Raw genomic sequence first — 25079 nt, 5'->3', positions numbered from 1 at the left:
ACATTCATTAAAATCCTGTAAAACATGGCTGAGTCACTCGGCCTGTTGATTGGCCACATTCAACATTGCATGGCTACATTGAGCGGGGAATGGCAACATCGGATTGGGGTGGCAAAGAGGTAATGGATAGATGGTTAGCGATGAGATGTTGGGCTTCATTTCATTCAGCCCAACCTACCGAGCATTAAAAATGCTTGACGTTAGAGACGCTTCCTATCGAGCTAGTGGGAAACAATCACCGTGTAAGCATCATAGGTTTTGTCGCGAAGCACGATCTTTATGAAGTAAACTTGAGTAGCGGCAATTGCCCTCTGCGATTCAATAAAGAACACACATCCAAACTTTCCGTCTTGCGGCCCGCCATAGCCAACTGACTTTCTGACACGAAGATCTTTCCTCCCCTCCGAGTCGAATTGCTTCTGCACTCCAGTGGCTTGCTGCTGGCAGATATTTTTCGCCTCTTCCGTACGAGGCATTGTTTTCACTGCCTCCATGAATGGCGGTATTTCATCTGCTTGTACTCTTTTAATCGTTGTGTAGAAGATGCCTAATCCTGCAGCGGCTTTTTTTTGGGAGCCGTTCTGTTTGATGTAGGATTCCGGATCAATAACTTGTCCAACGGCGCAGGCCGATAGCAGCAGAAACGCAAATCCAGAGAAGAGCTTAAGCACGATGTGGAGCCTAAAATAATGGTGAAATGGAGGAAGCATGGCTAGCAAAAAAGTATCGGGAGTGGTTTCAGGTCATCTCGATGAACGACCGGCGAGTTTGGGAGACTTCGTACCTCATATCCGGGTGTTTCTTGGGAAAGGCCCTCGATCACGGCTTTGGGCAATAGAATATTTGCGTAGTGAAACTTTGCCCCCGGTTCGTCAATCTTTTGAACGGGCTGTGTATCTACGCGAATCATTCTCTCTGGCGTGGCTAATCCTGTTACAGTCTCTATCAACCATGCTGTAATAAGCCATAACTTACCTTCATGTTCGACTCCGTAGTACGGCTGGACCACACCATCATCCTGACCAACAACCAACACAAGTATGTTCATTGGGAACCTCTAACGAATACCGTTTATCTGCCGTCCTCCCTAACATGTTAAACCCGCCGACTTATTGGCATCGGATAAACCTCAGTTGGACTGAACCACCGGAGAATGGAATCTATGAGGATTGTAAGGTTTTGAAGAACAAATAACAAATAAGGTCAGACTCTGAGGCCTCTCATCAAAGTTGCAGCCCAGGATGATCATAACGTAACCGTTCAAGGGCTGCACCAAGCCCAACATACAAGAGGATGAAACATGCGTTACCGGCGTGCTGATGCAGCAAGCGTAGCCCAGGCTAATGTAGATACCGCCTCTAACGCCAAGCATTTTTCAAGTAATCGTGTTGATACGGCTGTTGAGTTTTGAGTACACCAAAGCACAAATGCACCAGTTTGCGCATTGCGGCACCAAGAGCGGACATCTTGGACTTGCCCCAGGCAAGCAAGCGCTCATAAACAGCTTTGACGTGTGGGTTGTAGCGTGTCCCCATGATGGCAGCCCGGTAAGGATTTCTTCTTTCAGTCGAAATGACAAAGCTCGGTTGTGCTGAATACTCCCCTCACTCAATCACGGACTAATGGCCACTGGCACGCAGTGTGAACCAAGGCCAGCATCCACACGGCTTCGCCGCTAATTTCGTACACTAGGCGATAGTTTTCATGCGGGATCAGCTCGCGGGTTCCTTGAATTTTTCCCGGTCGCCCCAGCTTCGGGTGATCGGCCAGCTGAGCAGCCGCATCGCTGAAAAGCTCATCCATGCGGGCGGCCGCTCGCAGGTTATCCGCCGCGATGCAGTCCCAAACATCAACGCGATCCTGCAGCGCTTCAAGCGTCCAGATAATCCTCACGCTTGGTTCGTCACAACTGCACGCCGCGCGGCGAACGTGGCTTCAACTTCATCATTGGCGTGACCGACACCAGCGCGCATCGAGGCGCGGCCGGCATCGACCTTACGACTCAGAAACTCGTCATATTCCCGCGCCTCTCGCTGACGATGAACGAATTCGCGCATCAATTCGCGCATGACCTGAGACGCCGGCCGGTGGGCGGCTTCCGCTTCGGCCATGAACTCCGCGCGTAGCTCAGGCTCCAACTTCATTGTGAAAACAGCTTCTTTGGACATGGTGCGACCCTCATAAAATATACTGCTAAAGTATATACGTTTTCATTGCTCGTTCAATATACCTACAAAAAAATACGCCAAGAGCAAAGAGGCAGGTCAATTTTCCTCTGTATACACCCATTCATACTTCGATACGCCATGCCAAAGCAAGGCTACTCAGTACGAACGATCATTCACCTATTCGGTAAGCGCAAAAAATTTCCTTCGTCCTAAGCTTGTTTTGCCGAACGTCCTGAGCTTATCGAAGGAAGGAAGGATGGATGGAGTTTTCGATCAGCAACAGAGGAATACAGGGTCAAGGATGGATTGTTTGATGATAAAGCTTTTTTATATTGGGCCAACAGGACAAATCATGAAAACGGCAACATGTCGCCGCATTCACCATAAAACCTTGGACATTTTTGAGCTCTAATTCGGAATTTTGGCAGCGATGTACGCCTTAAGCTTTTCCAAATCTGCGTCCATCACCTCGACGCGCTGTGGTAATTTCTCGATAGATTCTAATCCGGCTGGCCGTTCCGGATTGCGTCCGAGTGCCTCGATGATGGTTTCTTCAAACTTGGCTGGCAACGCGGTTTCCAAGCAGATTAGCGGCAAGCTGGGGCGGCGTTGTTCGAGGCCGACTTTGATCCCATCCGCGGTATGGGTATCGACCATTACGTCGTAGTCTTCCCACAGTTCGCGGATGATCTTGAGGCGGTCGAGGTGCGTACTTTTTCCGGAAGCGAAACCAAATTTAGACAGCTCATGCCAATAGGGCGTGCCCTTAATGTCAAACGCGCCCCCCGCATCAATGCCGCTCCAGAATTCACGCACCTTGGCTGCATCGCGCCCAACCAGATCAAATATAAAGCGTTCGAAGTTGGATGCCTTGGAGATATCCATCGACGGGCTGCTGGTGTGATAGGTGTGATCCGTCGCGCGCGGGCGATAGACGCCGGTTCTAAAGAACTCATCCAATACATCGTTTTCATTAGTGGCAAGGATAAGCTGACCGATGGGCAAGCCCATCATGCGCGCAATGTGGCCCGCGCAAATGTTACCGAAATTGCCGGAGGGCACCGAAAACGCAACTTTCTCATCGTTGGATTGTGTCGCGGCAAAGTAGCCCTTGAAATAATAGACGATCTGCGCCGACACACGCGCCCAGTTGATCGAATTGACCGTGCCGATTTTATATTTCGCTTTGAAGGCGTGATCATTGGACACTGCCTTGACCATGTCCTGCGCCTCGTCAAACACGCCACGAATGGCGATGTTGAAGATGTTTGGATCTTGTAGTGAAAACATCTGCGCACGCTGGAAAGCGGACATTTTGCCGTGCGGCGACAACATGAACACACGGATGCCGCGCTTGCCGCGCATGGCGTATTCCGCCGCCGAGCCGGTATCACCGGAAGTGGCGCCAAGGATATTAAGTTCTTCGCCCTGTTTATCCAGCACGTATTCGAACAGATTACCCAGCAATTGCATCGCCATGTCCTTGAACGACAAGGTCGGGCCGTTGGATAATTCTAAAATATGCATTCCCGACTCCAGCGTACGCAATGGAGTAATTTGTTGAGTGTCAGAATCAGCGCGGGCATTGTGATACTTGGCAGAGGTATAAGTCTTGCTAACGATCACTTTAAGGTCGGCTGCAGGAATATCCGTTGCAAATTTGGACAGCACGGCATAAGCGAGATCAGCATAAGGCAGATTGCGCCAGTTATCCAGATCGGCTCGCGTTACTTGTGGATATTCTTCCGGCAGGTACAGGCCGCCATCGGGGGCGAGTCCCCCGAGCAGAATTTCGGTGAAATTTTTAGCGGGTGAATTGCCACGTGTGGAGATGTATTTCATTGCTTTGCTCGCTTCGCTTTCAATCCCTATTCCTTGTTACAGGAGAGAGGAGTAGGGAATAAGTTTTTACAAGTGTTTCTCCGTAGAGAGGGAATGCCTTATTTGCCCAACTCTTCCATGCGGATGCGCGTCACTTTACCCACTACCACTGACAGTTTTTCAAGCCGGGCAATAGCTGCATTGACGCGTTTTTCGAGGGTCAAATGGGTAAGCAGAATCAAATCCGTCTCGTCTTCACCATCTCCCGGTTCTTTCTGAATCAAGGCATCAATCGAAATCTGCTCATCAGCCAGCACACGTGTGATATCGGCCAGCACGCCAGGTTCATCATGCACCCGCAGGCGCAGGTAGAAACAGGTCTGCACCTCAGCTATTGGCAGAATGGGCAGGTCGACCAATTGATCCGGCTGGAATGCCAAATGCGGCACACGATGTTCCGGGTCGGCAGTGTGCATACGCGTCACATCGATCAGATCGGCAATCACCGCACTGGCCGTTGGTTCCGCCCCAGCGCCCTTGCCGTAATACAACGTAGCACCGACTGCGTCACCCTGTACTACCACCGCGTTCATTGCACCTTCCACATTGGCGATCAGTCGTTTGGCGGGAATCAAGGTGGGATGCACGCGTAACTCAACACCTGCCGGGGTGCGTCTGGTAATTCCGAGCAGTTTGATGCGATAGCCGAGTTGTTCGGCGTACTTTATGTCTTTTGCATTAAGCTGGGAAATGCCCTCAATATACGCTTTGTCGAATTGCATCGGAATGCCGAACGCAATCGCAGAGAGTATGGTGATTTTGTGCGCCGCATCCACCCCTTCGATGTCGAAAGTCGGATCGGCTTCGGCGTAACCCAAACGCTGTGCTTCTTTCAGCACGGTATCGAAACTTAGCCCCTTATCGCGCATCTCGGATAGGATAAAGTTAGTAGTTCCATTAATAATCCCGGCAATCCATTCAATGCGATTTGCGCTCAGTCCCTCGCGTACCGCTTTGATAATCGGCACACCGCCCGCCACTGCCGCTTCGAATGCAACCATCACGCCCTGCTTTTGTGCCTCCGCAAATATTTCGTTGCCATGCATGGCCAGTAGCGCCTTGTTAGCAGTGACCACATGCTTGCCATTAGCAATGGCCTTAAGCACTAATTCTTTGGCCACACCGCAGCCGCCGATTAGCTCAATAACGATATCCACTTCTGGGTCGCTCACCACAGCGAAGGCATCGTCAACTACCCGACAGGTGCCCTGTGTAATTTCATTGGCACGTGCTACATCCTTTTCCGCCACCGCGACAATGCGTATGGGACGCCCCGCCCGGCGGGAAATTTCTTCAGCATTGCGTGACAACACGGTAAATGTGCCTGCACCTACGGTGCCTATACCCAGTAGACCTACGTTCATTGGCTTCATTTGTTTTTTACTCCAAAATTCAATTCGTTTATTCATCCCCTCTCGGCTCCCCTGATAATAGGGATTGTGAAGGGTTAGCGGGGGTACTCGGGCCGAGGTTGCAAATTGCCCGGAAGCCTCTCTTATAAAAATTCATTGTAGATTAAATGCATACCTTGAAAAACTTGAGAGGGCATGTTTGGGTTTCCATAATCACTTCGGCTCTATGTGAAATAAAGTGGGTATCAATTTTCAACCTCCCGCAGAAGAAATAAATCCGTTCGTCCTGAGCTTGTCGAAGGATGAGCGAATTTACTTTTCGCCAAGCGAGAAACTTCCGTCCAGTCGCTACGCATCATGGCTTCTTTCTTCTTGCGGCTCCAGCCTTTGATTTGCATTTCGGCTGACAAGGCGTCTTCCCGCATGACACACTCCTGAGACCAAGTAAGTTCCACCGGACGGCGCGTTGCGGTGTAACCCTCGCATTCTCCGGCCTGGTGCTGGGCGATGCGCCTTTCAAGATTGTCGGTATGACCGGTGTAATAGCTACCGTCGGCACAGCGGAGAATGTACACCCAAAACATTTCATTTATCCTTAATTAGCAATCCATCCATCCTTCGACAAGCTCAGGACGAACGGATTTTTAAATGATTATTTCTTGTTGTTCATCTTGCACATATCGAAGGGTTGTCCACATGCGAATCATGTAGAGCCACTACTTCTTCCCATACCGCTTCCGGTAATACTCCAGAAAACGTGCAATTCGGCTAATCGCTTCGACTAAATCGTCCGCATTAGGCAGGAACACCACGCGGAAGTGGTCGGGATTCGCCCAGTTAAAGCCCGTACCCTGAACCACGAGCACCTTCTCGGTTTCCAGCAGTTCAAGGATAAATTTCTGATCGTCATTGACTGGATACATCCTGGGGTCCAGGCGCGGAAACATGTATAGCGCAGCTTTCGGCTTGACGCATGTAACACCCGGAATAGCGGTAAGCAATTGGTATGCAAGGTCCCGCTGCTTACACAGCCGTCCGGAAGGCGCGACCAGATCATTGATGCTCTGATAACCTCCCAGCGCAGTCTGGATGGCGAATTGCCCGGGCACGTTTGAACACAGCCGCATCGAAGCGAGAATGCCCAGGCCATCAATATAATCCTGCGCGTGCTTCTTTCTGCCCGACACAATCATCCAGCCGGCACGATAGCCACAAGCACGATAATTCTTGGACAGACCGTTAAACGTAACGAACAGTACATCATCCGCCAGCGAAGCAATTGAGGTATGGCTCACGCCGTCATAGAGTACCTTGTCATAAATTTCGTCGGCGAACACAATGAGTCTGTTTTTGCGTGCGATTTCGATAATTTCTTGCAACAACGAATCCGGGTATATCGTACCAGTGGGATTATTCGGGTTGATCAGCACGATGGCGCGTGTGTTGGGTGTGATTTTGCTGCTGATGTCGGCCACGTCCGGCAACCAGTCAGCCTGTTCGTCGCATAAATAGTGGCGCGGCGTGCCGCCTGCCAAGGTGACCGCCGCCGTCCACAGCGGATAATCCGGCGCTGGCACGAGCACTTCATCGCCCGTATTAAGCAGTCCCTGCATGGACATCACGATCAATTCGGATGCGCCATTGCCAATGAAAATATCCTCTAGTCCCACCCCGGCGATATTCTTTTGCTGGGCGTAGTGCATGATGGCTTTGCGCGCGGCAAACAGTCCTTTTGAATCAGAATAGCCGGAGGAGTTAGGCAGGTTATGTATTACGTCCTGCTGAATTTCTTCCGGCGCTTCGAAGCCAAATGACGCCAAATTGCCAATATTCAGTTTTATAATACGATGGCCGTCTTCTTCCATCTGCTTGGCGCGCGCCATAACGGGGCCGCGAATGTCATAGCAGACGCTTGCCAGTTTGGTGGATTTCAATATAAGGGGCACAACTTCCATATCTGTGCTGTCAGGTTGTTTCAATTAGTTCTCTCAATCTGTTGCTTCAAACTGTGACATCAATCCGCTGGGTGGTAGAATTTGACACGAACGACAAACGGCATAAATACACTTATGATCCTTGAAATTACTGACTGCAAAGGGCATGATTCTAACCGAGCGCGCCTAGGTCAGCAAATGGAGAACTCGCGTGAAACTGCATCTCAATACCCGCACAAACCAAAATGTTTTCACTGCCCACGGCGCTGGCTATGTCACGGTCAATGGCCAGTGCTTTGAGCATTCCATAGTGGTCATGCCAGAACAGGTATTCAGCGATTGGCAGCCGCAAGGTTTCGATGCATTAAACGAATCGCACTTCGTCTATCTTCTAGTCATGAAGCCAGAAATTGTACTGCTCGGAACCGGTGCGCAGCAGCGTTTTCCGCATCCACGCCTATATCAGCAATTGACCGCGGCCGGCATCGGCGTGGAAAGTATGGATACCCCCGCCGCCTGCCGCACGTACAACATCCTCATGGGAGAAGACCGCAAAGTGGTTGCCGCCATCTTGCTATAACTTTGTTATGAGTAACGCATTAGGGAATATCATTCACCAAGGATTTGCACAACTGATTGTGCCCGACGAGGAAAGCCGCCCCACATCAAGTCAGTACTTTTCCACCACCTGAATTAAAACTTGACCGTTTTTTGCTGCACATCCAGTTTGGCCACCTTAAGTACATCCGGCATTAAAAATATTTCAAAAAATATGAATTCTTTAGCCAAAATAAGCAATTTGCTTATTCGCTTTTTATGGTTATTATCTTAGGATTCGATCCTGTCCAGCTTATTTTTCACGCATTTTTTAATGTTGTAGAAAGTAGATGCAGGCGCTTTGTTTTAGTCGCTGCTATGTTGCAGGCGACATTTATTAGCATATTCAGCGGAGGATAAATTATGCGAGCTTACCTTCTTGTTGTAGCCACGATGCTGGTGTTTTCCATATCAGCGCACGCTGTCGATGGATTCAACTTGCCTGGTTCCGATTATGCTAATTTCAACGCACATTCGGCATTTGTCTGTAGAAATTCATGTGGGGGCGATCCTCGATGTCAGGCTTGGACTTGGGTCAAGCCGGGAATCCAGGGGCCAAGTGGACATTGCTGGCTCAAGGACAGAGTTCCCACCCTGGTTAAGGACAATTGCTGCAACTCCGGCTCAGGCGAACACATTTCAAAGCGTGATCTGAAGGCAGAAGATAATACCAATCGTCCAGGATCAGACTATAACAATTTCTGGATCGACTCATGGCAGCCCTGCGAGACTGCATGCATGAACGATCAAATGTGTGCGGCTTGGACTTATGTGCGGCGGGGAATCCAGGAGCCACGTGGCCGCTGTTGGTTGAAGGCTGGCGTTCCTCCTCCGGTGAGTGACCGAAACACGATCTCCGGCGTGAAGTTCCGGCCAAGATCGGTTCGTATTGATTAACTCAGCGCTTAATAATCCACCTACTTTCTTTTGTTATAGCCATTTTGGCAGCGTCTCTGGGAATCGGCTGTAAACCGTTCGCAAATACGAGCGAGCTTGGCAAGACGGGCGACCGGCGACCTACATCGGAGGTGGTGCCGGTGGCTCCCAGGCAGTCTGACAAAAAAGCCATACCACAAGATGGGAAGTTGAAGCCCCTGCAAATTTTTGCCGAAAAGTCCTTCTATCGGGAAAGGCCGGAACCAGAGGAAGTTCTTACCGGTGTGTTTCAACTGGCCCATGTTCGAGAGGGGCCGAATACCCGCGACATGTCATTCAGGCTGGTTGTTGGTGCAGATAAATTGAACGTGTACGTGGCTGGTCTTGACGTTGGAACCCTTAGGCCATATGTTGGCGATGAGGTCGAGATTGTCGGCAAACGAATCGATCAGCGCATAGAAGGGTACGGAATCGAAATCTGGATCGCGACTATTGAAAATACGGTTTTAGAATCGAAATAAATATCCGGTGCTGTTCGACTCCTGCTGGAGCACCAGCTACCGTATATTTTGACTGTTCAAGGAAAAATATAAAGCATACAAATAATTTCACATTAACTCAGCCATCTGGTTGAGACCATCACCTAAGGAGATCATCATGAAAGGCAATAAAGACATCATTCAGTTTCTCAATCGCCAACTGAAACACGAGCTGACTGCCGTTAACCAGTATTTTCTTCATGCACGCATGTACAAGAACTGGGGTTTCAATAGTCTGGGTAAGCACGAGTATGATGAATCCATTGAGGAAATGAAGCATGCTGATCTGCTGATAGAGCGCGTTTTGTTTCTGGAAGGTCTGCCTAATTTACAGGAACTCGGTAAGCTGATGATCGGCGAGAAAGCCGAGGAGTGTGTGGCCTGTGATCTCAAGCTAGAATTGGCCGCACGCGAAAATCTGGTCGCCGGGATGACCGCTTGCGAAGGTGCTAACGATTATGTTTCTCGTGAAATCTTTAAAAAAATTCTGGAAGACACCGAACAACACATTGATTGGCTGGAAACCCAGTTGGACGTGATGCAAAAAGTCGGCATCCAGAATTGGCTACAAAGCCAGATGTAGATCGTTCTGAGTGGGAGATTTAATTTCGAGCCTGCGTACGCCAGCAAGGGGGTTCTCCAGGAGCTTTCTTGGCTTTGAGCTTGCGCAGAGACCTCCGCCTATCAATCGTGCGATTCAGCCATTTGTGGAGTGTGGTTGGCTCCCTCCATCGCGGGGCAATCACCTCACTCGATTTTCCTTCCGCACACTCTAAATGTCGGGCTATTTACGACTTATGAGTAAAGATACCAAGTATCGATGTATCAATTTGTGAGTGGTAAATCACCTCAACATTAAGGTACGCAGAACACTGTTTGGAAAATTCTTTGAAAAAATACGCTATATCAAGCCACCGTAAAGTGATGTACTTCAAATTTTAATTTGCGGACTATAAAGGAGAAGTTAAATGCCTAGGGTATCAATTGCAAACATGATTGTAGCGAGTTCCCTATTAACATCTCTAAATGGAGCTGCTGCTCCTCGGGAGGAGAAAGTCACAACGGTGTCAGATCAAAAGGAAGTGGCTGTTACGATTTACAACGACAACCTGGCTTTAATTAAAGACGCGCGCAGGGTAAAACTGGATCGTGATTTCAATAAACTGGCCTGGCGCGAAGTCTCCGCTCAAATGCGGCCCGAGACGGCACTATTGCGCAATCTTACCAATCCCGGCGGATTCCGCTTGCAGGAGCAAAATTTCGACTTTGATCTGTTGACGCCGCAAAAACTGCTGGAAAAATATCTCAACAAAGAAGTGACAGTAATTCAAACCAACCCAGCCACCGGTACGGAAATCAGGGAAACAGCCACAGTGCTTGCAACCAATGGGGGTACCGTACTCAAATTTGCCGACCGGATAGAGACCGGCGTCCCTGGTCGCCTGGCGTTCTCCGGCGTTCCGGAGAATTTACGCGACAAACCTACTTTGGTTGTTTCACTCATTAACCCTGTTGCGGGCGAACAAAATCTTGAACTTTCCTATTTAACTGCTGGACTATCATGGCGCGCCGATTATGTGGCTGAATTAAATGAACGCGATGACCGCCTGGATCTCAACGGCTGGGTCACGCTGACCAATCAAAGTGGGGCAGCGTATCCGAATGCCAAGCTGCAACTGGTTGCCGGTGATCTGAACCGGGTGCGTCAACCACAAGTCATTTCGCGCAATATGATGGCTATGGCGCCGAAAATGGCAGATGCGGAGGAAATGAAACAAGAATCACTGTTTGAATATCATCTCTATACGCTGCAACGCACTACGACATTAATGGAAAACCAGACCAAGCAGGTAGCGCTGATGTCTGCATCCAGCGTGCCAATAAATAAAGAGTTTTTGTTGGTGGGCGCGAATTATTATTACTCGGGACAGTACGGAGACATCGGTCAGAAGCTTAAAGTGGGTGTCTTTGTAGAATTTCAAAACAAGGGCGAGGGCTTAGGGATTCCGCTACCCAAGGGGGTAATTCGAGTTTACAAAAAAGATGCTCAGCGCAATGCCCAATTTGTAGGTGAAGATCAAATTAATCACACACCTAAGAATGAGTTTATTCGCCTGAAATTGGGAGATGCATTTGATGTAACAGCCGACAAGAAGCAGACGGATTTTCAGAAACTGGCCGGAACGGGGCGTTCTAGTAACATCTTCGAAAGTGCCTACGAGATTGTATTGAAGAATGCCAAGAACGAGTCAGTCACAGTGGTGGTACGAGAGCCCATGCCTGGTGACTGGACGATGATATCCGAATCTCAACCTCACACCAAGGCCACATCCGGCATCGCAGAATGGAAAGTGACGGTACCCGCTGACGGCAAGTCCACGTTGACTTACCGGGTGCGCGTCAAATATTGATATTGTAAAGCGTTACCTTTTTTAAGTTTAATTACGGATTCGACACCCATATCAAACTTGGTAACGCTCACTGTTACAAGTGTATTGTCAGATCAGATTGAACTCCGTTCAATTCAACGGCATTTTTATATGATCTTAGCCTTTATCAAACCTCATTATCCCACCCAAGCAATGAATTTTGATGGTGTCTTTAGCGGCGAAGCGGCCTTCCAGAAGCTGTTTGGCGAGTGGATTCTCCAGTTGCGACTGTATGGCACGTTTAAGGGGACGGGCGCCATACATAGGATCGAATCCGGCGGTGGCGATTTCCGTCAGGGCGGCATCGGTAATTTCAAGTTTCATATCCATCGCAGCTAAGCGGTTTTCCAAATAGCCCAGCTGGATACGCGCGATAGCCTTGATATTCTTTTCATCCAGTGCATGGAACACCACCACTTCGTCAATGCGGTTGATGAATTCAGGACGGAAATAATTCTTTACCTCGCCCATCACCGCCAGTTTGATGACCTGGTAATCGTCGCCTGATAGCTGTTGGATCATTTGACTGCCAAGGTTCGAGGTCATTACAACCACTGTGTTCTTGAAATCTACGGTACGCCCCTGTCCGTCGGTCATTCGGCCATCATCCAGAACTTGCAGAAGTACGTTGAACACATCGGGGTGCGCTTTCTCCACTTCGTCCAACAATATGACGGAATACGGTTTGCGCCGTACGGCCTCGGTAAGTCCGCCGCCTTCTTCGTAGCCCACATAGCCTGGCGGCGCACCGATCAGGCGCGACACGGAATGTTTTTCCATATACTCACTCATGTCGATGCGGATGAGGTGATCTTCCGAATCGAACAAAAACCCGGCCAACGCCTTACATAATTCGGTTTTACCCACTCCAGTGGGTCCTAGAAACAGAAAGGATCCGTAGGGACGGTTAGGATCCCCCAGCCCAGAACGCGAACGACGGATTGCGTCCGACACCAAGCGTACGGCCTCGTCCTGTCCGACCACGCGTTCGTGCAACTTGGTTTCCATCTGCAACAGTTTGTCACGCTCGCCCTGCATCATCTTGGAAACGGGAATGCCGGTGGCACGACTTACTACTTCTGCAATTTCCTCCGCACCAACGTGCGTGCGCAGCAGGCGATTCTGAGGCTTGGCTGCCTCTGCCTGATTCGCCTCTTTTAATTTCGCTTCGAGTTGCGGGAGTTTGCCATATTGCAACTCGGCTACTTTGTCCAATTTTCCTTCGCGTTGCAACCGGGTAATTTCGGCACGTACGCGTTCGATTTCTTCCTTTACTTGTGCCGTGCCATGAGCGGAACCTTTCTCCGCTTTCCATATTTCTTCCAGGTCGGCATATTCTCGCGACAGCTTTTCAATCTCGTCTTCGATAAGCTGCATACGTTTTTTCGATGCCTCATCCTTTTCCTTCTTTACTGCTTCGCGTTCAATTTTCAACTGAATCAGGCGCCGGTCAAGTTTGTCCATCACTTCCGGTTTTGAGTCAATTTCCATCTTGATACGCGCGGCAGCTTCGTCGATCAGATCAATTGCCTTGTCCGGCAAAAAACGATCAGTTATATAGCGGTGCGACAATTCTGCCGCTGCCACGATAGCCGGATCAGTAATCTCTACACCGTGGTGCAACTCATATTTTTCCTGCAAACCGCGCAGGATCGCGATGGTAGCTTCCACTGAAGGCTCATCAACTAGCACCTTTTGGAAACGACGCTCTAGCGCACCATCTTTCTCGATGTATTTGCGGTATTCATCCAGCGTAGTGGCGCCGATGCAATGTAACTCGCCACGTGCCAGTGCTGGCTTCAACATGTTGCCCGCATCCATTGCACCTTCAGCCTTGCCCGCGCCGACCATGGTATGCAGCTCGTCAATAAATACGATGATGCGTCCTTCCTCCATGGCTATTTCCTTCAGCACAGATTTCAGGCGTTCTTCGAATTCGCCGCGATATTTCGCACCGGCCAGTAGCGCCGCCATATCAAGCGACAACACACGCTTGCCCTTCAGAGATTCCGGTACTTCTTCGTTGACAATACGCTGCGCTAAACCCTCCACGATAGCGGTCTTACCGACGCCCGGTTCACCAATCAAAACCGGGTTATTTTTGGTGCGGCGTTGCAGAACTTGAATAGCGCGACGGATCTCATCGTCACGTCCGATCACCGGATCCAGTTTGCCTTGACGGGCACGCTCGGTAAGGTCCACAGTGTATTTTTTTAGCGACTCGCGCTGACCCTCAGCTTCCTGGCTACCCACGTTTTGTCCACCACGTACCGCGTTGATCGCTTGTTCCAACGCTGCACGGACGACACCGTGCTGCTTTAATAGACGCCCGCATTCACCCTTGTCTTCGGTTAGTGCTAACAAAAACATTTCCGAGGCAATAAATTGGTCGCCACGATTTTGCGCTTGCTTGTCGGTGAGATTAAACAAATTAACGAGATCACGTCCGACCTGCACCTCGCCGCCGTGTCCTTCTACCTTGGTCAGACGCGCCACACTTTGCGTCAACGCCTCTTTTAAAGGAACGACATTACCACCTGCGCGTGCAAGCAGTGAGGCCGCGCCACTATCGGCATCGTTGAGCAAGGCCAGCAGTAAATGCGGCGGCTCAATGAATTGATTGTCATTACCCACAGCTAAACTCTGGGCATCAGACAGCGCCTGTTGCAGTTTAGTTGTAAATTTGTCGAATCGCATAATGGCTCCTTAATAAAAATTATGAATTGATAAATGGGGCAGATGGCATAAATTTCAAGTAACCCAAAGCTATATCCGATCCAATTAATACAAACTCAAGCAAGCGCGAATCGACCGCACGGGCACGTTCGTCTGTCTATAACGAAAAGAAGCTCGACTGATAGCGACTAATCAATACTCAGCGGGCAGTGCTGAAAATTAGGGTATTTATGGATGAGAGCCAACTTGTGTAGATAGGTGTCTTTGTTGGTAGTGAATTTTTAGAGGTGCTCTTTACAAGTCTATGCGGTTTGAAATTCGATAGTTATTCCTACCTGCGTGCTTGGCATCATATAGCGCCAGATCTGCACTCTTCGAAAGAGCCTCCGCATCGCGGCCATGCACAGAATAAATACTGACTCCTATGCTAGCGGTCATATTGACGGTCTGACCATGAATGCTATAAGGTTGTGACAGTATTTGGATCATTTTTTCCGCGGCGATGGACGCACCGACAGCACTGCTAATTTGCCACATAACAATCACGAATTCGTCTCCACCTAAACGCGCTACGGTGTCCTCTTGGCGCACCGCAGCCACCAAGCGTGATGCGACCAGTTTTAGTACAAGATCTCCACCGTCGTGGCCAAAGGTGTCATTGATCTGTTTAAACCCATCCAAGTCTACATATAACAACGCCATCGCATTCTTGTTTCTTTGCGCGTGGGTGATGGCCTGCGAAATCCTATCCGCCAACAGTTGCCTGTTGGCTAGCCCAGTCAGCGAATCATGCAAGGCTCGAGATTCCTGTACCTTGGCATGATTATGCACTTTCTTATGTAACAGACGTACTTCCAGCAAATTATGAACTCTTGCCAACGTCTCGGCCACATTAAAAGGTTTGCTGATGAAATCCTTCGCACCCGCTTGCAACGCGCGCAACTCTAGTGTCGGCTGGGCAGTAATCACAAGCACCGGAAGATAGTTATCCAATTCAATTTCCTTAAGACTTTCCATTACTTGAAATCCGTCCATTCTGGGCATTTGCAAATCAAGCAAGACCAGATCATAACGATTTTTGCGGTATAGCTCGCACACATCAAAAGGATTCGTCGTGGATGTCACAGAAACATAGCCCGCACCACTCAACATGTGCTCGAGCAAGCGAATGTTAACGTCCTGATCGTCAACAATCAGGACGTTAGCATTAAGAATATCAGATCGGCTAACCATCGATGTCACCTTACTTCAGTTAAATCTGGGCAACTCGGCACCTTTAAAAGCAAGATACTCTATGGAATTGCAAATCACCTCACAATCTCCGACAGGCAAGATTTCGCGTCGAAATTGACAGTTGCAGAATTCCCCACGCAGATATTATAGGGTTGCTTGTAAACTGGGAGAAAGTAATTGCCCGCCTGCAATGAATATATGAGCGCTCTTCAATTGTCGATCGAATCATCACTTCCTTCCAAAGGCTCGTCCGTGCGTTAACACGCATATAAAAAACTTTTACTATTTTTATAGTAACGCTGAGGCTACCGCCTGCCCCAATTCACAGCATATTCCAATATGAACTGTCTGTGGTGTTGGTTATCGGCAAACGTTCGAGAAAATAAACAAGGGATTCCCGAGTTGTTCCGTAGTTGGCGGCTTGTGGTGACTAAACATTCACTGTTGTGGTTGGCTCTTGAATTTGCCCACTACAACTCATGAAACTACGGCCCTGTCTTGGTACCAGTCATTTCAACCTCAACACGGCGATCAGGTTGTAAACATTCGATAGTTTGGGGGGCTTTGTCGCTTGGACATTGGTCTTTTTTTGTAATCGGCTGCGTATCACCCTTTCCTTCGGCAAGCACTATATCGGGCGAGACACCCTTTCTAACAAGGTAAGCCTTCACTGTAGCTGCTCGCTGCTCGGAAAGGATCTGGTTGTAATGAGCGCTACCAATTCGATCTGCATGACCGGTAACCGTGATTGTTTGGGGATTGATATCTTTAAGCTTTTCGACAAAATCATCCAGCTCAGCCCGAGCTGATGGCCGCAATATCGGTTCACCAAAATCGAAAAATTCGCTTGCATCCAATGTTAGTTTCTTAGTTGAAACAATTGGCAATTCGCGCACCGCAACCGGTTCCTCAATTTGAATTGGTGGAGTAATTAGAGTGGGCTTATCAATTGAAGTAGTCTTATCCATTAAAGCAGGCGCTGCGGTCTTCGCTATCGGCGTTGAATTACATTCACCCTGTTCTGCCTGACCAAAATGCGTGTGCCAACATTCTCCAGCTCCACTCCTCACTATTTTGCCACTCGAGTCATGAATATCTACTTCAATATGTTCCTTTTCGTTGCGTGTTGTTTGTGCATTAACCGACGCGGTGACAATTCCCAGTATTAAAGCAATTGACACCGATAGTCCGTTTTTTTTATTTGTTAATGGTTTCCTCATAAGGCTCACTCTTTCTAAGTTTAGGACTATTCCTCTACGTTAATATTTTAATTATTTAACGCTAAATCTATGTGAGTTTTCATAACGTACAGCAAAATATTTAATAATAAAAAAAGACGCACAATCAAAAATTGCGGCGCCTTTTATCATCTGGCCTATATAGAGGGAAATCCAGAATGCCTTTAGAATACTCCTTATGGCAGAAACCCATATAAAGCCGATAACTAACAGCAATAGATAACCATGGAAACCTACAGTTTATAGTAATGACATCTTCTCCCTTTGTTGTCATTTAACTATATATACAAAATGTACCCTGCTGAGTTATTTGACTCATTAGTCATTATGGAAACCGCATACGCATCATCAATCAGCACGTGATACGCGATCATTATCCACGCGCACTCGATCACCAATTTTTATATCACTAATACTGCTTTGAGTGACAGCGTGAGTAGTACCGTTACTCAATCGAACACGGATACGATACTCCTCTCGGCTTGCGACTTGTGAACGCTTTTCAATTTCGTGACCGGCAACAGCACCTCCGACTACACCAGCAACTGTAGCTGCGGTCTGGCCTTTTCCGCTACCAACTTGATGTCCCAATAGACCACCCACTGTTCCACCGATTAAGGTTCCGGCAATATTTTTACCATCCTCGGAAACCTTAATGGTCTCTATATCTTCAACCACACCATAGCCAATAAAATTGGATGATGAAGATGAGGACGTAGATGGCAATGAAGATGTATTGTTCGACGCGGCAGGATTACTACTGTTGGCACAGCCTCCTAATAACGTCGCAGCCGTCATAGCTCCTACTAAAATAATTTGCATCGATTTCATTTAGCACTCCTAAATAAGCCAGCATAGCCGGATTTTAAAAAAAATTATAAACTTCAGCAAAAGCCAAGCCATTCACAGAATCTCAGCAAAAAAAGAGCGCATGCAACCGACATATATATAGAAAATTCACGCTATTATTTTTTGTCACCGTTAACGGTGTCTTGAATTTTATCTCCGGCCTTTTCAATTTTCTCTCCGGTTTTCTGAGCTGCCTTGTCAATGTCCTTGCCAGCACTCTCGGCCGGACCTTCGTGTTTCTGACACCCCAATAACGCCAACATTAAAGCGCTTACTGCTAATGCCGCAGCGATGTGTGTTTTTAATTTCATCATTTATTTAAACTCCCTGAATAAATTGTATATCTCATAAACGATGCATCATCACATTCAGTTAGTTATAGATACATCGAGTTGGTCATATATGTTCTACTTGCTGATCTCGTGACCGATAACCCCGCCAACTGCAGCACCACCAAGCGTTCCAGCAGTACTGCCTCCTGTAAGCACCGCACCGCCAAGTGCACCTGCCCCAGCACCGATAGCGGTACTTTTACCCTGCGTTGACATGCCGGAGCATCCACCTAAGCCAAGAATCATGGCTGCGATTAATGTGTTTACTGCAACTTTATGTATCGTTTTCATGTTAGTTCCTTTTTTAGTTATAGAAAATTAATCGTGGTTACCACACTAAAGCTGCCTTTGTACCCGTATGAGCTTGGGCTTCAGCCGAACATTTACTATTGGCTTCCTCTGTTCAAGCATCGCATTTTTTAGTCACTGCGATCAGCGTCACGCTTTTCAGCCGCAACATCAGTACGCACTACGGCATTTTATTACCAGCCGTCACTTTGATTCCGAAGTCTCCATTTGCGCCTTGGCATCAGCTTTTGCAGCAGTCATTGCAGCTTTAGCTTCCTTTTGGCAAACATCTTTTGGGTTGCCAGTTAGATCATCGCATTTTTCCTTGGCTATTTTATAATCTGCTTTTGCTTTGGCTATGTGCGCCTTGTAACTAGATTTCTTTGATGGTTTGTATTTGGCGCTTAATTCGGCCTCTGCAACCTCCTCTTTGCCTTTGGCTTCAGCTTTGCATATATCCTTAGCATTATCGACCAAAGATTTGCATTTATCCTTGTCAGATTTGTATTCAAGCTCAATACGTCCCTTTTCGGATTTATATGCCTCTTTGGTCATCGATTCTTCTGCGATCGCGCTGAAGGTAATGGCGAGACCAATTGTTATCATGCTAATCTTGAATTTGTTCATGAGTTTTCCTTTAGTTTATTGAATGAAAAAAAGTAGAAATACATTTCGTTTTAACGCGTCACTCAAACCACAAACTTATTTCTGATTTTTTTCCCATTCAGAAATTTCCTCTTCCGCTTTTTCTTTAGTGACACCGTAAGTTTCCTGAATCTTGCCTGCTAGCTGATTACGTTTGCCCGCTATAACGTCAAGATGATCATCTGTAAGCTTTCCCCATTGCTCCTTAACCTGACCCTTTAATTGTTTCCAGTTGCCTTCAATTTGATCCCAGTTCATCTTTTATCCTTTTTAATATTGATGGATTAATTAATATAATTTTATTTTTTGACGCGCAATTCATTAATAACATTATGCACACCCTCAGTTCTGCGTGCGACATCAGTTGCGCGCTCAATTTGAGTCTGATTGTCGACAAAACCACTAAGCTGAACTTCGCCATTATTTGTTATCACTGCGATGTCGAAGCTTTTAATGTCGGGATCAGCGAGCAACGAAGATTTAACTTTAGAAGTTACAATACTGTCATCAACTTTGACGCCCATGGTCGTGCCACTATCTTTTTTTAAGCTCACTCTATTGTCTACATTCTTAACACCTTCTACAGAACGCGTGATCATCATTGCATGATCAATTTGAGCTTGAGTATCTACAAAGCCACTTAACTGAACATCTCCCTTACGCGTCTCTACTTTTAAATCAAAACCTTTAAAATCTGAATCAGCCAACAACTTGGATTTCACTTTAGCAGTAATAATACTGTCGTCAATCTCTGTTCCTACCGTAGTATTTGCGGCAGACTTACCTCCATCCTCTTGAGTTTTACCGCAACCGGTGAAAGACAGAACGCCGGTAACCGATACAATCAGAACAACCAATCTATGGTAAGTATTCATACTTTTTCTCCAATAAATTTAACTAGAAGCAGAATATGAATCGATGGAGATACGATAAACCCATACCATCAAACTCTCACAGCCTTTTGCGGATTCTTTCATACTTCCAAAATCTATTCAGTGCGCTAGCGAACATATTTGCCGACACCCAGAAGATTATTAGGTTATCTACGTGCAGCTTCGTAAAGGGGCATGACGGTTGGCAGCAATTTTTCAATGTGTTGAATGCGAGTTGAGTCAGCCGGATGGCTACTCAGAAACTCAGGCGGACGCTGGCCGCCGTTGGCCTTCATCATTTTCTGCCACAATGTAACTCCTGCGCGTGGGTCGTAACCTGCTCGTGCACTTAGTTCCAGACCAATATGATCAGCCTCAGTCTCGTCAGTACGACTGAATCTGGTTGCGATTAGTGCCTGATAACCAGCGCCAGCCAGATCAGCTATACCCCCACTTAAACCTAACAATGCGGCGCCAACATTAATTGTGGTATTGGCAGCAATTGCTTGAGAGACCTGTTCACGAGAATGCTCACGCAAGGCATGAGCAACCTCATGCCCCAACACAACTGCGATTTCATCATCGGTTAACTTTAATTCATTGATTAGTCCTGAATAAAAAATAATTTTTCCTCCAGGCATACAGAATGCATTAAGCTGTTTATCGCTAATTATATTGGCTTCCCATTTCCAACTTGGCGCATCAGGACGAAATGTTGCGGTATGCGGTTTGATGCGGTTGGTAATCGTAAGCAGTCGTTCCAACATCGCGCGATCTTGATTCAGTGTTCCTTTTTGTACTGCTTCTGCCTTCAACTTGGTATAGCTTTGTTCGGCAACTTGCTCTAATTGCTGTGAAGAAACAAGCATGAGCTGAGAGCGCTGTGCACCGACTGCACCGCCACTTGTAGTGGTTTTACATCCGTCGAGCGCAACTAATGAAAGACTGATAAATATTGCCGAATAAATCCTATTATTAAACATACTTTCCTTTACGACTCTTGCTTACCTATCACAATATTTTGTATCACGAAGAGCTACCGTACCGTTCGATATAAAAATCAGAAAAATTAACGACGATTCAGAAGCAACCCAATCACTGCTCCAATTCCTACAGCTACCCCTATAGCACGCCAAGGATTTTCATGAACATAATTGTCAGTGGCCCGAACTGCTGTCTTGGTAGTTTCAATCGCAGTTTCTTCAATGTGGCGTAGCCTATCTTTGGCTGCCTTTAAATTTGATTCCATCTTCGCGCGTAAAGCATTGGCTTTATCACCACCTTCATCGACAACAGACTTCAATAATTGCTCACCTTCGTTCACAACAGCATTGAAATCTTTAAGTAAATCATTTTTTAAATTTTGGCTAATAAATTGTGTCATAACAAACTCCATTTTAGTTATAAATTAGATACTTAAATAAATTCCGGGTTAATAACTTTCCAAATTTCAGAAACCATTTTCAGTCTATTACTAATATTAAGCACAGTCGGTTCGATAGCGAACATAAGATAACTTTAAAAAATGGGATTTCATCCATATCGGTCCAATAAAACCTCCTTCTAGGTTGGGTCTGCCAGCGCTCGGGGTGTGATAGCAGCCGTTACTGGATCATCTATGACACGGGCTTTCCCATGAAAAGCAGGGATTCAATGAGCGGCGCTCACCAGTATTATTAAAATACAGCCAGAAGCCCAACAGACTGCTAGGAGTCTTTCTTAGTTTTGAGTACCCTTAACGCTGAAGGGATACCGCTCTTGTCCTGACCGACATAAATTGTGACATGCGGATAAGGAATCTCTATGCCTCGAGCATCAAACGCCTCCTTCAATCGACGCAAAAATTCGCGACGTACCCCCCACTGTTCCAGCGGAATTACTTTAAAACGGCAACGTAACACTACCGCGGAATCCGCCCAATCCTGAACACCGGCAATATCAATGTCCTCAACCATCTTGGCTGCATAGTCCGCCGACGCTCGCATTTCCGAGCCTACTTTCCGCATGACGTCGAAGGCTTCATCAATGCTTTCTCGGTAAGCAATTTTCACATCAATTACCGCATATGCGTAGCCTCGTGATTTGTTGGTAACAGTGGTAATCAGTCCATTTGGGATAAAATGTACGCTACCCTCAAAGTCGCGCAGAAGAATATAGCGAAGGGTAACCTTTTCAACTACACCAGTCTTACTGCTTACTTCGACAACATCACCTTCGTGGATCTGATTTTCCAGCAGAATGAAAAAACCGTTAAAGTAATCTTTGATCAGACTTTGCGCGCCAAAACCAACAGCAATACCGGCCACGCCAGCGGCACCAAGAATAGGAGCGATGGACACGCCCAATTCACTCAAGATCATCATACTGGCAATCAGAGTAATCAATGAGCTAATCACATAACGAGATACATGTGCCAAAGTATCAATACGACGAATATTTTCAGCCGTAGCAGCTCGCCCCCCCATATGGGCACGCAATGTGTGAATCAACTTACGACTTATCCTAAATAATAGCCAAGCAAACAGAAGAATTACGACTACGTGGATCAGTGTGACTGCATTAGGCGGGGCGTCGCGCAAGTAGGCAAAGTCAAAAATATTCATGCTCTCAGTCTTTACTGAAATTATTCAGCTGCGCCGTGCCAGATAATTCGTCTAGAGACAAACTTTTAATTAGTATGCTGAAAATAATTAAACATATTGTCAACCCGCGCTTTTTATTGATCGCTGTACTCGAGATTAAATTTATCAAGTGTCACTCGCCCACCAATTCTGCACGAATCAAGCGAAGCAGCAGATCGTCAAAAGTGTAAAAGCCGATATCGCAAGTTATCAACTGGGATAGTGCGAAGACCGCACCTGTGCCAAATGCCTCACGTCTAATGGATGAATGAACAAGGCGAACAGTCTGGTGAGGGAAACCGAAAATCACTTCATGATGGCCGACAATCCCACCTAACCTTAGCGAAGTGATATGTCCATCGTCAATACATAATTTTTCCGCGATCTTGCGCGCCGTACCTGAAATTTCGGGTTTCTCTTTGAAATGCTGCTCAAGAATTTCTACGTCAGCGAAAGGCGCAATCTTACGCAAGAGGTTGGCCGCTACAATAAGAAAATTAATGCCAAGGGTGATGTTAGGAGAACACATTACGCGAATATTTTGTCCCAAACTACGCACATAATTTAATTCACTTTCTGAATAAGCCGATATCGCAGTGACCAGCATAATGCGCCGGTTCCGAATGACCTCCCCATAAAGATGTACAGCTTCACTGGACGAAAAATCGACCAATGCATCAACAGGATGCTGGTCAAGCAATGACTCGAATGAGATTTCTTCAATCCCATGGATAGGAATTGTGGAGTTTAGTTGCAATAGAATCTCCGTACCAATAGAACGACGAACAATCCAACACAGATCAAAACCCAGAGCTTCACTTATGATAGTGGCTACGGCTTTGCCTGCCTTACCGTAGCCTATGAGACCGACACGAATTTTTTGATTCAAAACAACCCTCTTAAGATTTCTTGTTAATCCTTTACTTGGTAACGGAATACACCTGAATTCTAATTGGACATAAGATGACAATGCGGGGTTCAATTCACAGCAACAAAAGTTATCGTTAGCTCAGCAGCGCAGTTTAACTTGAGTACTTTAAGCGGACATCTTTGGTTATCTTGTATCGTTTTTTCCAATGTTCCGGGTCGTATTGGAAGTACGACGCCCCGGCTAATTAAAGCTCAATATAAAGATAGGCTTGGCAATAGCCAAGGGGCTGAGAAGACACAAGACCAGACGGAGAATTAGTTACGCTGCCTGTATTGAAATTTCATCACGTTCGGCAATAATACGATTGCGCTCATCAACATACACCAATTGGGGATGAAATTTCTGCAACTCCAATTCGGTATACATTGCGTAAGTGGCGATAATTAGAATGTCGCCTGGGTTGGCCTTATGCGCCGCAGCACCATTCACTGAGATAACGCCGGAGCCGCGTTGTGCACGGATGGCATAGGTGGTGAAACGCTCACCATTGGTGACGTTATAAATATCGATCTGCTGGTATTCACGGATATCAGCGGCATCCAATAAATCCTCATCGATCGCACACGAGCCTTCATAATGCAATTCCGAATGCGTCACATGCACTCGATGCAATTTGGCTTTGAGCATAGTTCTTTGCATTGCGTTACCCCCTACGGGAGAACAAGGGCAGGCATTATATAAGGACGCCTCTATAAATCCAAATTTCGCCCCAGTACTGTATCACCAAGAAAGTTCTTTAATTTATAACGGCATCCGAATCACCTATCTCTCAAGACCTCCAGATTATCTATAAGTCGAGTCTTTCCCAGCCAAGCCGCGGCCAATATGACCAGATTACACTCGCACGCGGTGGGTTCAGCCAAGTTGGACTGACTGCGTATCGCCACATAGTCGACCCGCCAACCACGCGCGCTAAGCACTTCCATCGCTTGCCGTTCCAACTTAAAGAAATCCGTTGCGCCATCCATAATGGCCAGGCGAATCCCAACAAGATTTTGGTATAGAAAAACCGCTTCAGTTCGCTCCGCAACGTTCAAGTACTGGTTGCGCGAACTCAGCGCCAGGCCGTCCGATGCACGTACAGTTTCGCTGCCGATAATTTCTACTGGCAGATTCAATTGTGCCGTCATTTGGCGCATTAAATACAACTGTTGATAATCTTTCTTGCCGAATACCGCGATGCGCGGCTGCACAATATTGAACAGCTTTAGTACCACCGTCGCCGCGCCACGAAAATGACCGGGGCGGAAAGCACCGCATAACTCATTGGCGATGGGTGGTAGCTCTACTGTTACTTGCTGCGGCTGCGGATATAAGTCACGCTCGCTCGGCGCAAAGACCACATCCGCCCCGCACTGTTCCAGCATTTTACAATCCTGCTCCAGTGTTCGCGGATATTTGGAATAATCCTCGTTCATGCCAAACTGTAGCGGATTGACAAATATGCTTACCACCACAAATTGGCCATACTGGCGCGCGATCCGCACCAGATCAAGGTGCCCCTGGTGCAGATTGCCCATAGTCGGCACCAGGACGATGCCCGTTACACCTCGCAAATGCACGTGTAGTTCGGCAATGGTGTGAATCACTAGCATCAATGTCCCTTAAAAAATTATTT

General features: G+C 47.3%; 28 protein-coding genes and 1 pseudogene. 5 read left to right on the top strand and 24 right to left on the bottom strand.

Annotated elements, in window-relative coordinates:
• Positions 1 to 221: 221 nt before the first annotated feature.
• From MKZ32_RS01880 to MKZ32_RS01840, 9 genes and pseudogenes are all read right to left on the bottom strand, one after another.
• Complete coding sequence (locus MKZ32_RS01880; RefSeq protein ID WP_239795719.1) at positions 222 to 671, bottom strand: hypothetical protein; 450 nt, start codon at positions 669 to 671, stop codon at positions 222 to 224.
• Between the two features lie 41 nt (positions 672 to 712).
• Positions 713 to 1048, bottom strand: a complete 336-nt coding sequence (locus MKZ32_RS01875) for a hypothetical protein (RefSeq protein WP_239795718.1) — start codon at positions 1046 to 1048, stop codon at positions 713 to 715.
• 310 nt (positions 1049 to 1358) lie between these two features.
• Positions 1359 to 1571, bottom strand: a pseudogene (locus MKZ32_RS01870) (IS110 family transposase); the annotation flags it as partial.
• A 37-nt stretch (positions 1572 to 1608) separates the two neighbouring features.
• Positions 1609 to 1893 (bottom strand): type II toxin-antitoxin system RelE/ParE family toxin, encoded by a 285-nt coding sequence (locus tag MKZ32_RS01865; protein WP_239795717.1) that lies wholly within the window; start codon positions 1891 to 1893, stop codon positions 1609 to 1611.
• Positions 1890 to 2168 (bottom strand): antitoxin of toxin-antitoxin stability system, encoded by a 279-nt coding sequence (locus MKZ32_RS01860; protein WP_239795716.1) that lies wholly within the window; start codon positions 2166 to 2168, stop codon positions 1890 to 1892. The genes MKZ32_RS01865 and MKZ32_RS01860 overlap by 4 nt, the downstream gene beginning before the upstream one ends.
• Before the next feature lie 408 nt (positions 2169 to 2576).
• Entirely contained in the window at positions 2577 to 4010 is a 1434-nt protein-coding gene (gene thrC / locus MKZ32_RS01855) for a threonine synthase (RefSeq protein ID WP_239795715.1), read from the bottom strand.
• A 98-nt stretch (positions 4011 to 4108) separates the two neighbouring features.
• Positions 4109 to 5422, bottom strand: a complete 1314-nt coding sequence (locus tag MKZ32_RS01850) for a homoserine dehydrogenase (RefSeq protein WP_239798076.1) — start codon at positions 5420 to 5422, stop codon at positions 4109 to 4111.
• Positions 5423 to 5646: 224 nt separating this feature from the next.
• Entirely contained in the window at positions 5647 to 5985 is a 339-nt protein-coding gene (locus MKZ32_RS01845; RefSeq protein ID WP_239795714.1) for a GIY-YIG nuclease family protein, read from the bottom strand.
• A 132-nt stretch (positions 5986 to 6117) separates the two neighbouring features.
• Positions 6118 to 7356, bottom strand: coding sequence for a pyridoxal phosphate-dependent aminotransferase (locus tag MKZ32_RS01840; protein ID WP_420887751.1), 1239 nt, complete (start codon positions 7354 to 7356; stop codon positions 6118 to 6120).
• A 190-nt stretch (positions 7357 to 7546) separates the two neighbouring features.
• Between MKZ32_RS01840 and MKZ32_RS01835 the strand changes: the two genes are divergently transcribed.
• The 5 genes from MKZ32_RS01835 (at position 7547) to MKZ32_RS01815 (ending at position 11758) form a co-directional block, all read left to right on the top strand.
• Entirely contained in the window at positions 7547 to 7915 is a 369-nt protein-coding gene (locus tag MKZ32_RS01835; protein WP_239795713.1) for an Mth938-like domain-containing protein, read from the top strand.
• 380 nt (positions 7916 to 8295) lie between these two features.
• Positions 8296 to 8829: a PAN domain-containing protein gene (locus MKZ32_RS01830; RefSeq protein WP_239795712.1), complete on the top strand. Its 534-nt coding sequence runs from the start codon at positions 8296 to 8298 to the stop codon at positions 8827 to 8829.
• 44 nt (positions 8830 to 8873) lie between these two features.
• Positions 8874 to 9329, top strand: coding sequence for a hypothetical protein (locus tag MKZ32_RS01825; RefSeq protein ID WP_239795711.1), 456 nt, complete (start codon positions 8874 to 8876; stop codon positions 9327 to 9329).
• A gap of 136 nt (positions 9330 to 9465) precedes the next feature.
• Complete coding sequence (gene bfr, locus MKZ32_RS01820; RefSeq protein WP_239795710.1) at positions 9466 to 9930, top strand: bacterioferritin; 465 nt, start codon at positions 9466 to 9468, stop codon at positions 9928 to 9930.
• A gap of 385 nt (positions 9931 to 10315) precedes the next feature.
• Positions 10316 to 11758, top strand: a complete 1443-nt coding sequence (locus MKZ32_RS01815) for a DUF4139 domain-containing protein (protein ID WP_239795709.1) — start codon at positions 10316 to 10318, stop codon at positions 11756 to 11758.
• Positions 11759 to 11893: 135 nt separating this feature from the next.
• Here MKZ32_RS01815 and clpB read toward each other — a convergent pair whose 3' ends face one another.
• The 15 genes from clpB to panC all read right to left on the bottom strand — a co-directional run bounded on the left by clpB (position 11894) and on the right by panC (position 25056).
• Positions 11894 to 14473 (bottom strand): ATP-dependent chaperone ClpB, encoded by a 2580-nt coding sequence (gene clpB, locus MKZ32_RS01810; RefSeq protein ID WP_239795708.1) that lies wholly within the window; start codon positions 14471 to 14473, stop codon positions 11894 to 11896.
• Positions 14474 to 14746: 273 nt separating this feature from the next.
• The gene (locus MKZ32_RS01805) at positions 14747 to 15685 is read right to left on the bottom strand and encodes a GGDEF domain-containing response regulator (protein WP_239795707.1); all 939 of its coding nucleotides are present in this window, start codon (positions 15683 to 15685) and stop codon (positions 14747 to 14749) included.
• Positions 15686 to 16170: 485 nt separating this feature from the next.
• The gene (locus tag MKZ32_RS01800) at positions 16171 to 16905 is read right to left on the bottom strand and encodes an OmpA family protein (protein ID WP_239795706.1); all 735 of its coding nucleotides are present in this window, start codon (positions 16903 to 16905) and stop codon (positions 16171 to 16173) included.
• Positions 16906 to 17271: 366 nt separating this feature from the next.
• Entirely contained in the window at positions 17272 to 17754 is a 483-nt protein-coding gene (locus MKZ32_RS01795; protein WP_239795705.1) for an outer membrane lipoprotein, read from the bottom strand.
• A gap of 134 nt (positions 17755 to 17888) precedes the next feature.
• Positions 17889 to 18086 (bottom strand): hypothetical protein, encoded by a 198-nt coding sequence (locus tag MKZ32_RS01790; RefSeq protein ID WP_239795704.1) that lies wholly within the window; start codon positions 18084 to 18086, stop codon positions 17889 to 17891.
• Positions 18087 to 18179: 93 nt separating this feature from the next.
• A complete protein-coding gene (locus tag MKZ32_RS01785; protein ID WP_320412255.1) occupies positions 18180 to 18395 on the bottom strand; it encodes a glycine zipper 2TM domain-containing protein in 216 nt (71 codons plus the stop codon).
• Between the two features lie 201 nt (positions 18396 to 18596).
• Positions 18597 to 19019 (bottom strand): hypothetical protein, encoded by a 423-nt coding sequence (locus MKZ32_RS01780; RefSeq protein ID WP_239795703.1) that lies wholly within the window; start codon positions 19017 to 19019, stop codon positions 18597 to 18599.
• A gap of 75 nt (positions 19020 to 19094) precedes the next feature.
• Entirely contained in the window at positions 19095 to 19295 is a 201-nt protein-coding gene (locus MKZ32_RS01775; RefSeq protein WP_239795702.1) for a CsbD family protein, read from the bottom strand.
• Between the two features lie 41 nt (positions 19296 to 19336).
• The gene (locus MKZ32_RS01770) at positions 19337 to 19912 is read right to left on the bottom strand and encodes a BON domain-containing protein (protein ID WP_239795701.1); all 576 of its coding nucleotides are present in this window, start codon (positions 19910 to 19912) and stop codon (positions 19337 to 19339) included.
• 164 nt (positions 19913 to 20076) lie between these two features.
• Positions 20077 to 20892 (bottom strand): M48 family metallopeptidase, encoded by an 816-nt coding sequence (locus MKZ32_RS01765; RefSeq protein WP_239795700.1) that lies wholly within the window; start codon positions 20890 to 20892, stop codon positions 20077 to 20079.
• 86 nt (positions 20893 to 20978) lie between these two features.
• Positions 20979 to 21293 carry an ElaB/YgaM/YqjD family protein gene (locus MKZ32_RS01760; RefSeq protein ID WP_173053588.1) on the bottom strand — a complete coding sequence of 105 codons (315 nt, stop codon included), beginning with the start codon at positions 21291 to 21293 and terminating at the stop codon, positions 20979 to 20981.
• A gap of 322 nt (positions 21294 to 21615) precedes the next feature.
• Complete coding sequence (locus tag MKZ32_RS01755) at positions 21616 to 22512, bottom strand: mechanosensitive ion channel family protein (RefSeq protein ID WP_239795699.1); 897 nt, start codon at positions 22510 to 22512, stop codon at positions 21616 to 21618.
• Between the two features lie 151 nt (positions 22513 to 22663).
• On the bottom strand, positions 22664 to 23419 hold the full coding sequence (locus tag MKZ32_RS01750) for a dihydrodipicolinate reductase C-terminal domain-containing protein (protein WP_239795698.1): 756 nt from the start codon (positions 23417 to 23419) through the stop codon (positions 22664 to 22666).
• 300 nt (positions 23420 to 23719) lie between these two features.
• Positions 23720 to 24100 carry an aspartate 1-decarboxylase gene (gene panD, locus MKZ32_RS01745; protein ID WP_239795697.1) on the bottom strand — a complete coding sequence of 127 codons (381 nt, stop codon included), beginning with the start codon at positions 24098 to 24100 and terminating at the stop codon, positions 23720 to 23722.
• 119 nt (positions 24101 to 24219) lie between these two features.
• Entirely contained in the window at positions 24220 to 25056 is an 837-nt protein-coding gene (panC, locus tag MKZ32_RS01740; protein ID WP_239795696.1) for a pantoate--beta-alanine ligase, read from the bottom strand.
• Positions 25057 to 25079 lie beyond the last annotated feature (23 nt).

It is taken from the genome of Candidatus Nitrotoga arctica (assembly GCF_918378365.1).
GTDB classification, from domain to species: domain Bacteria; phylum Pseudomonadota; class Gammaproteobacteria; order Burkholderiales; family Gallionellaceae; genus Nitrotoga; species Nitrotoga arctica.
This window is presented reverse-complemented; position numbering and strand designations above follow the sequence as displayed.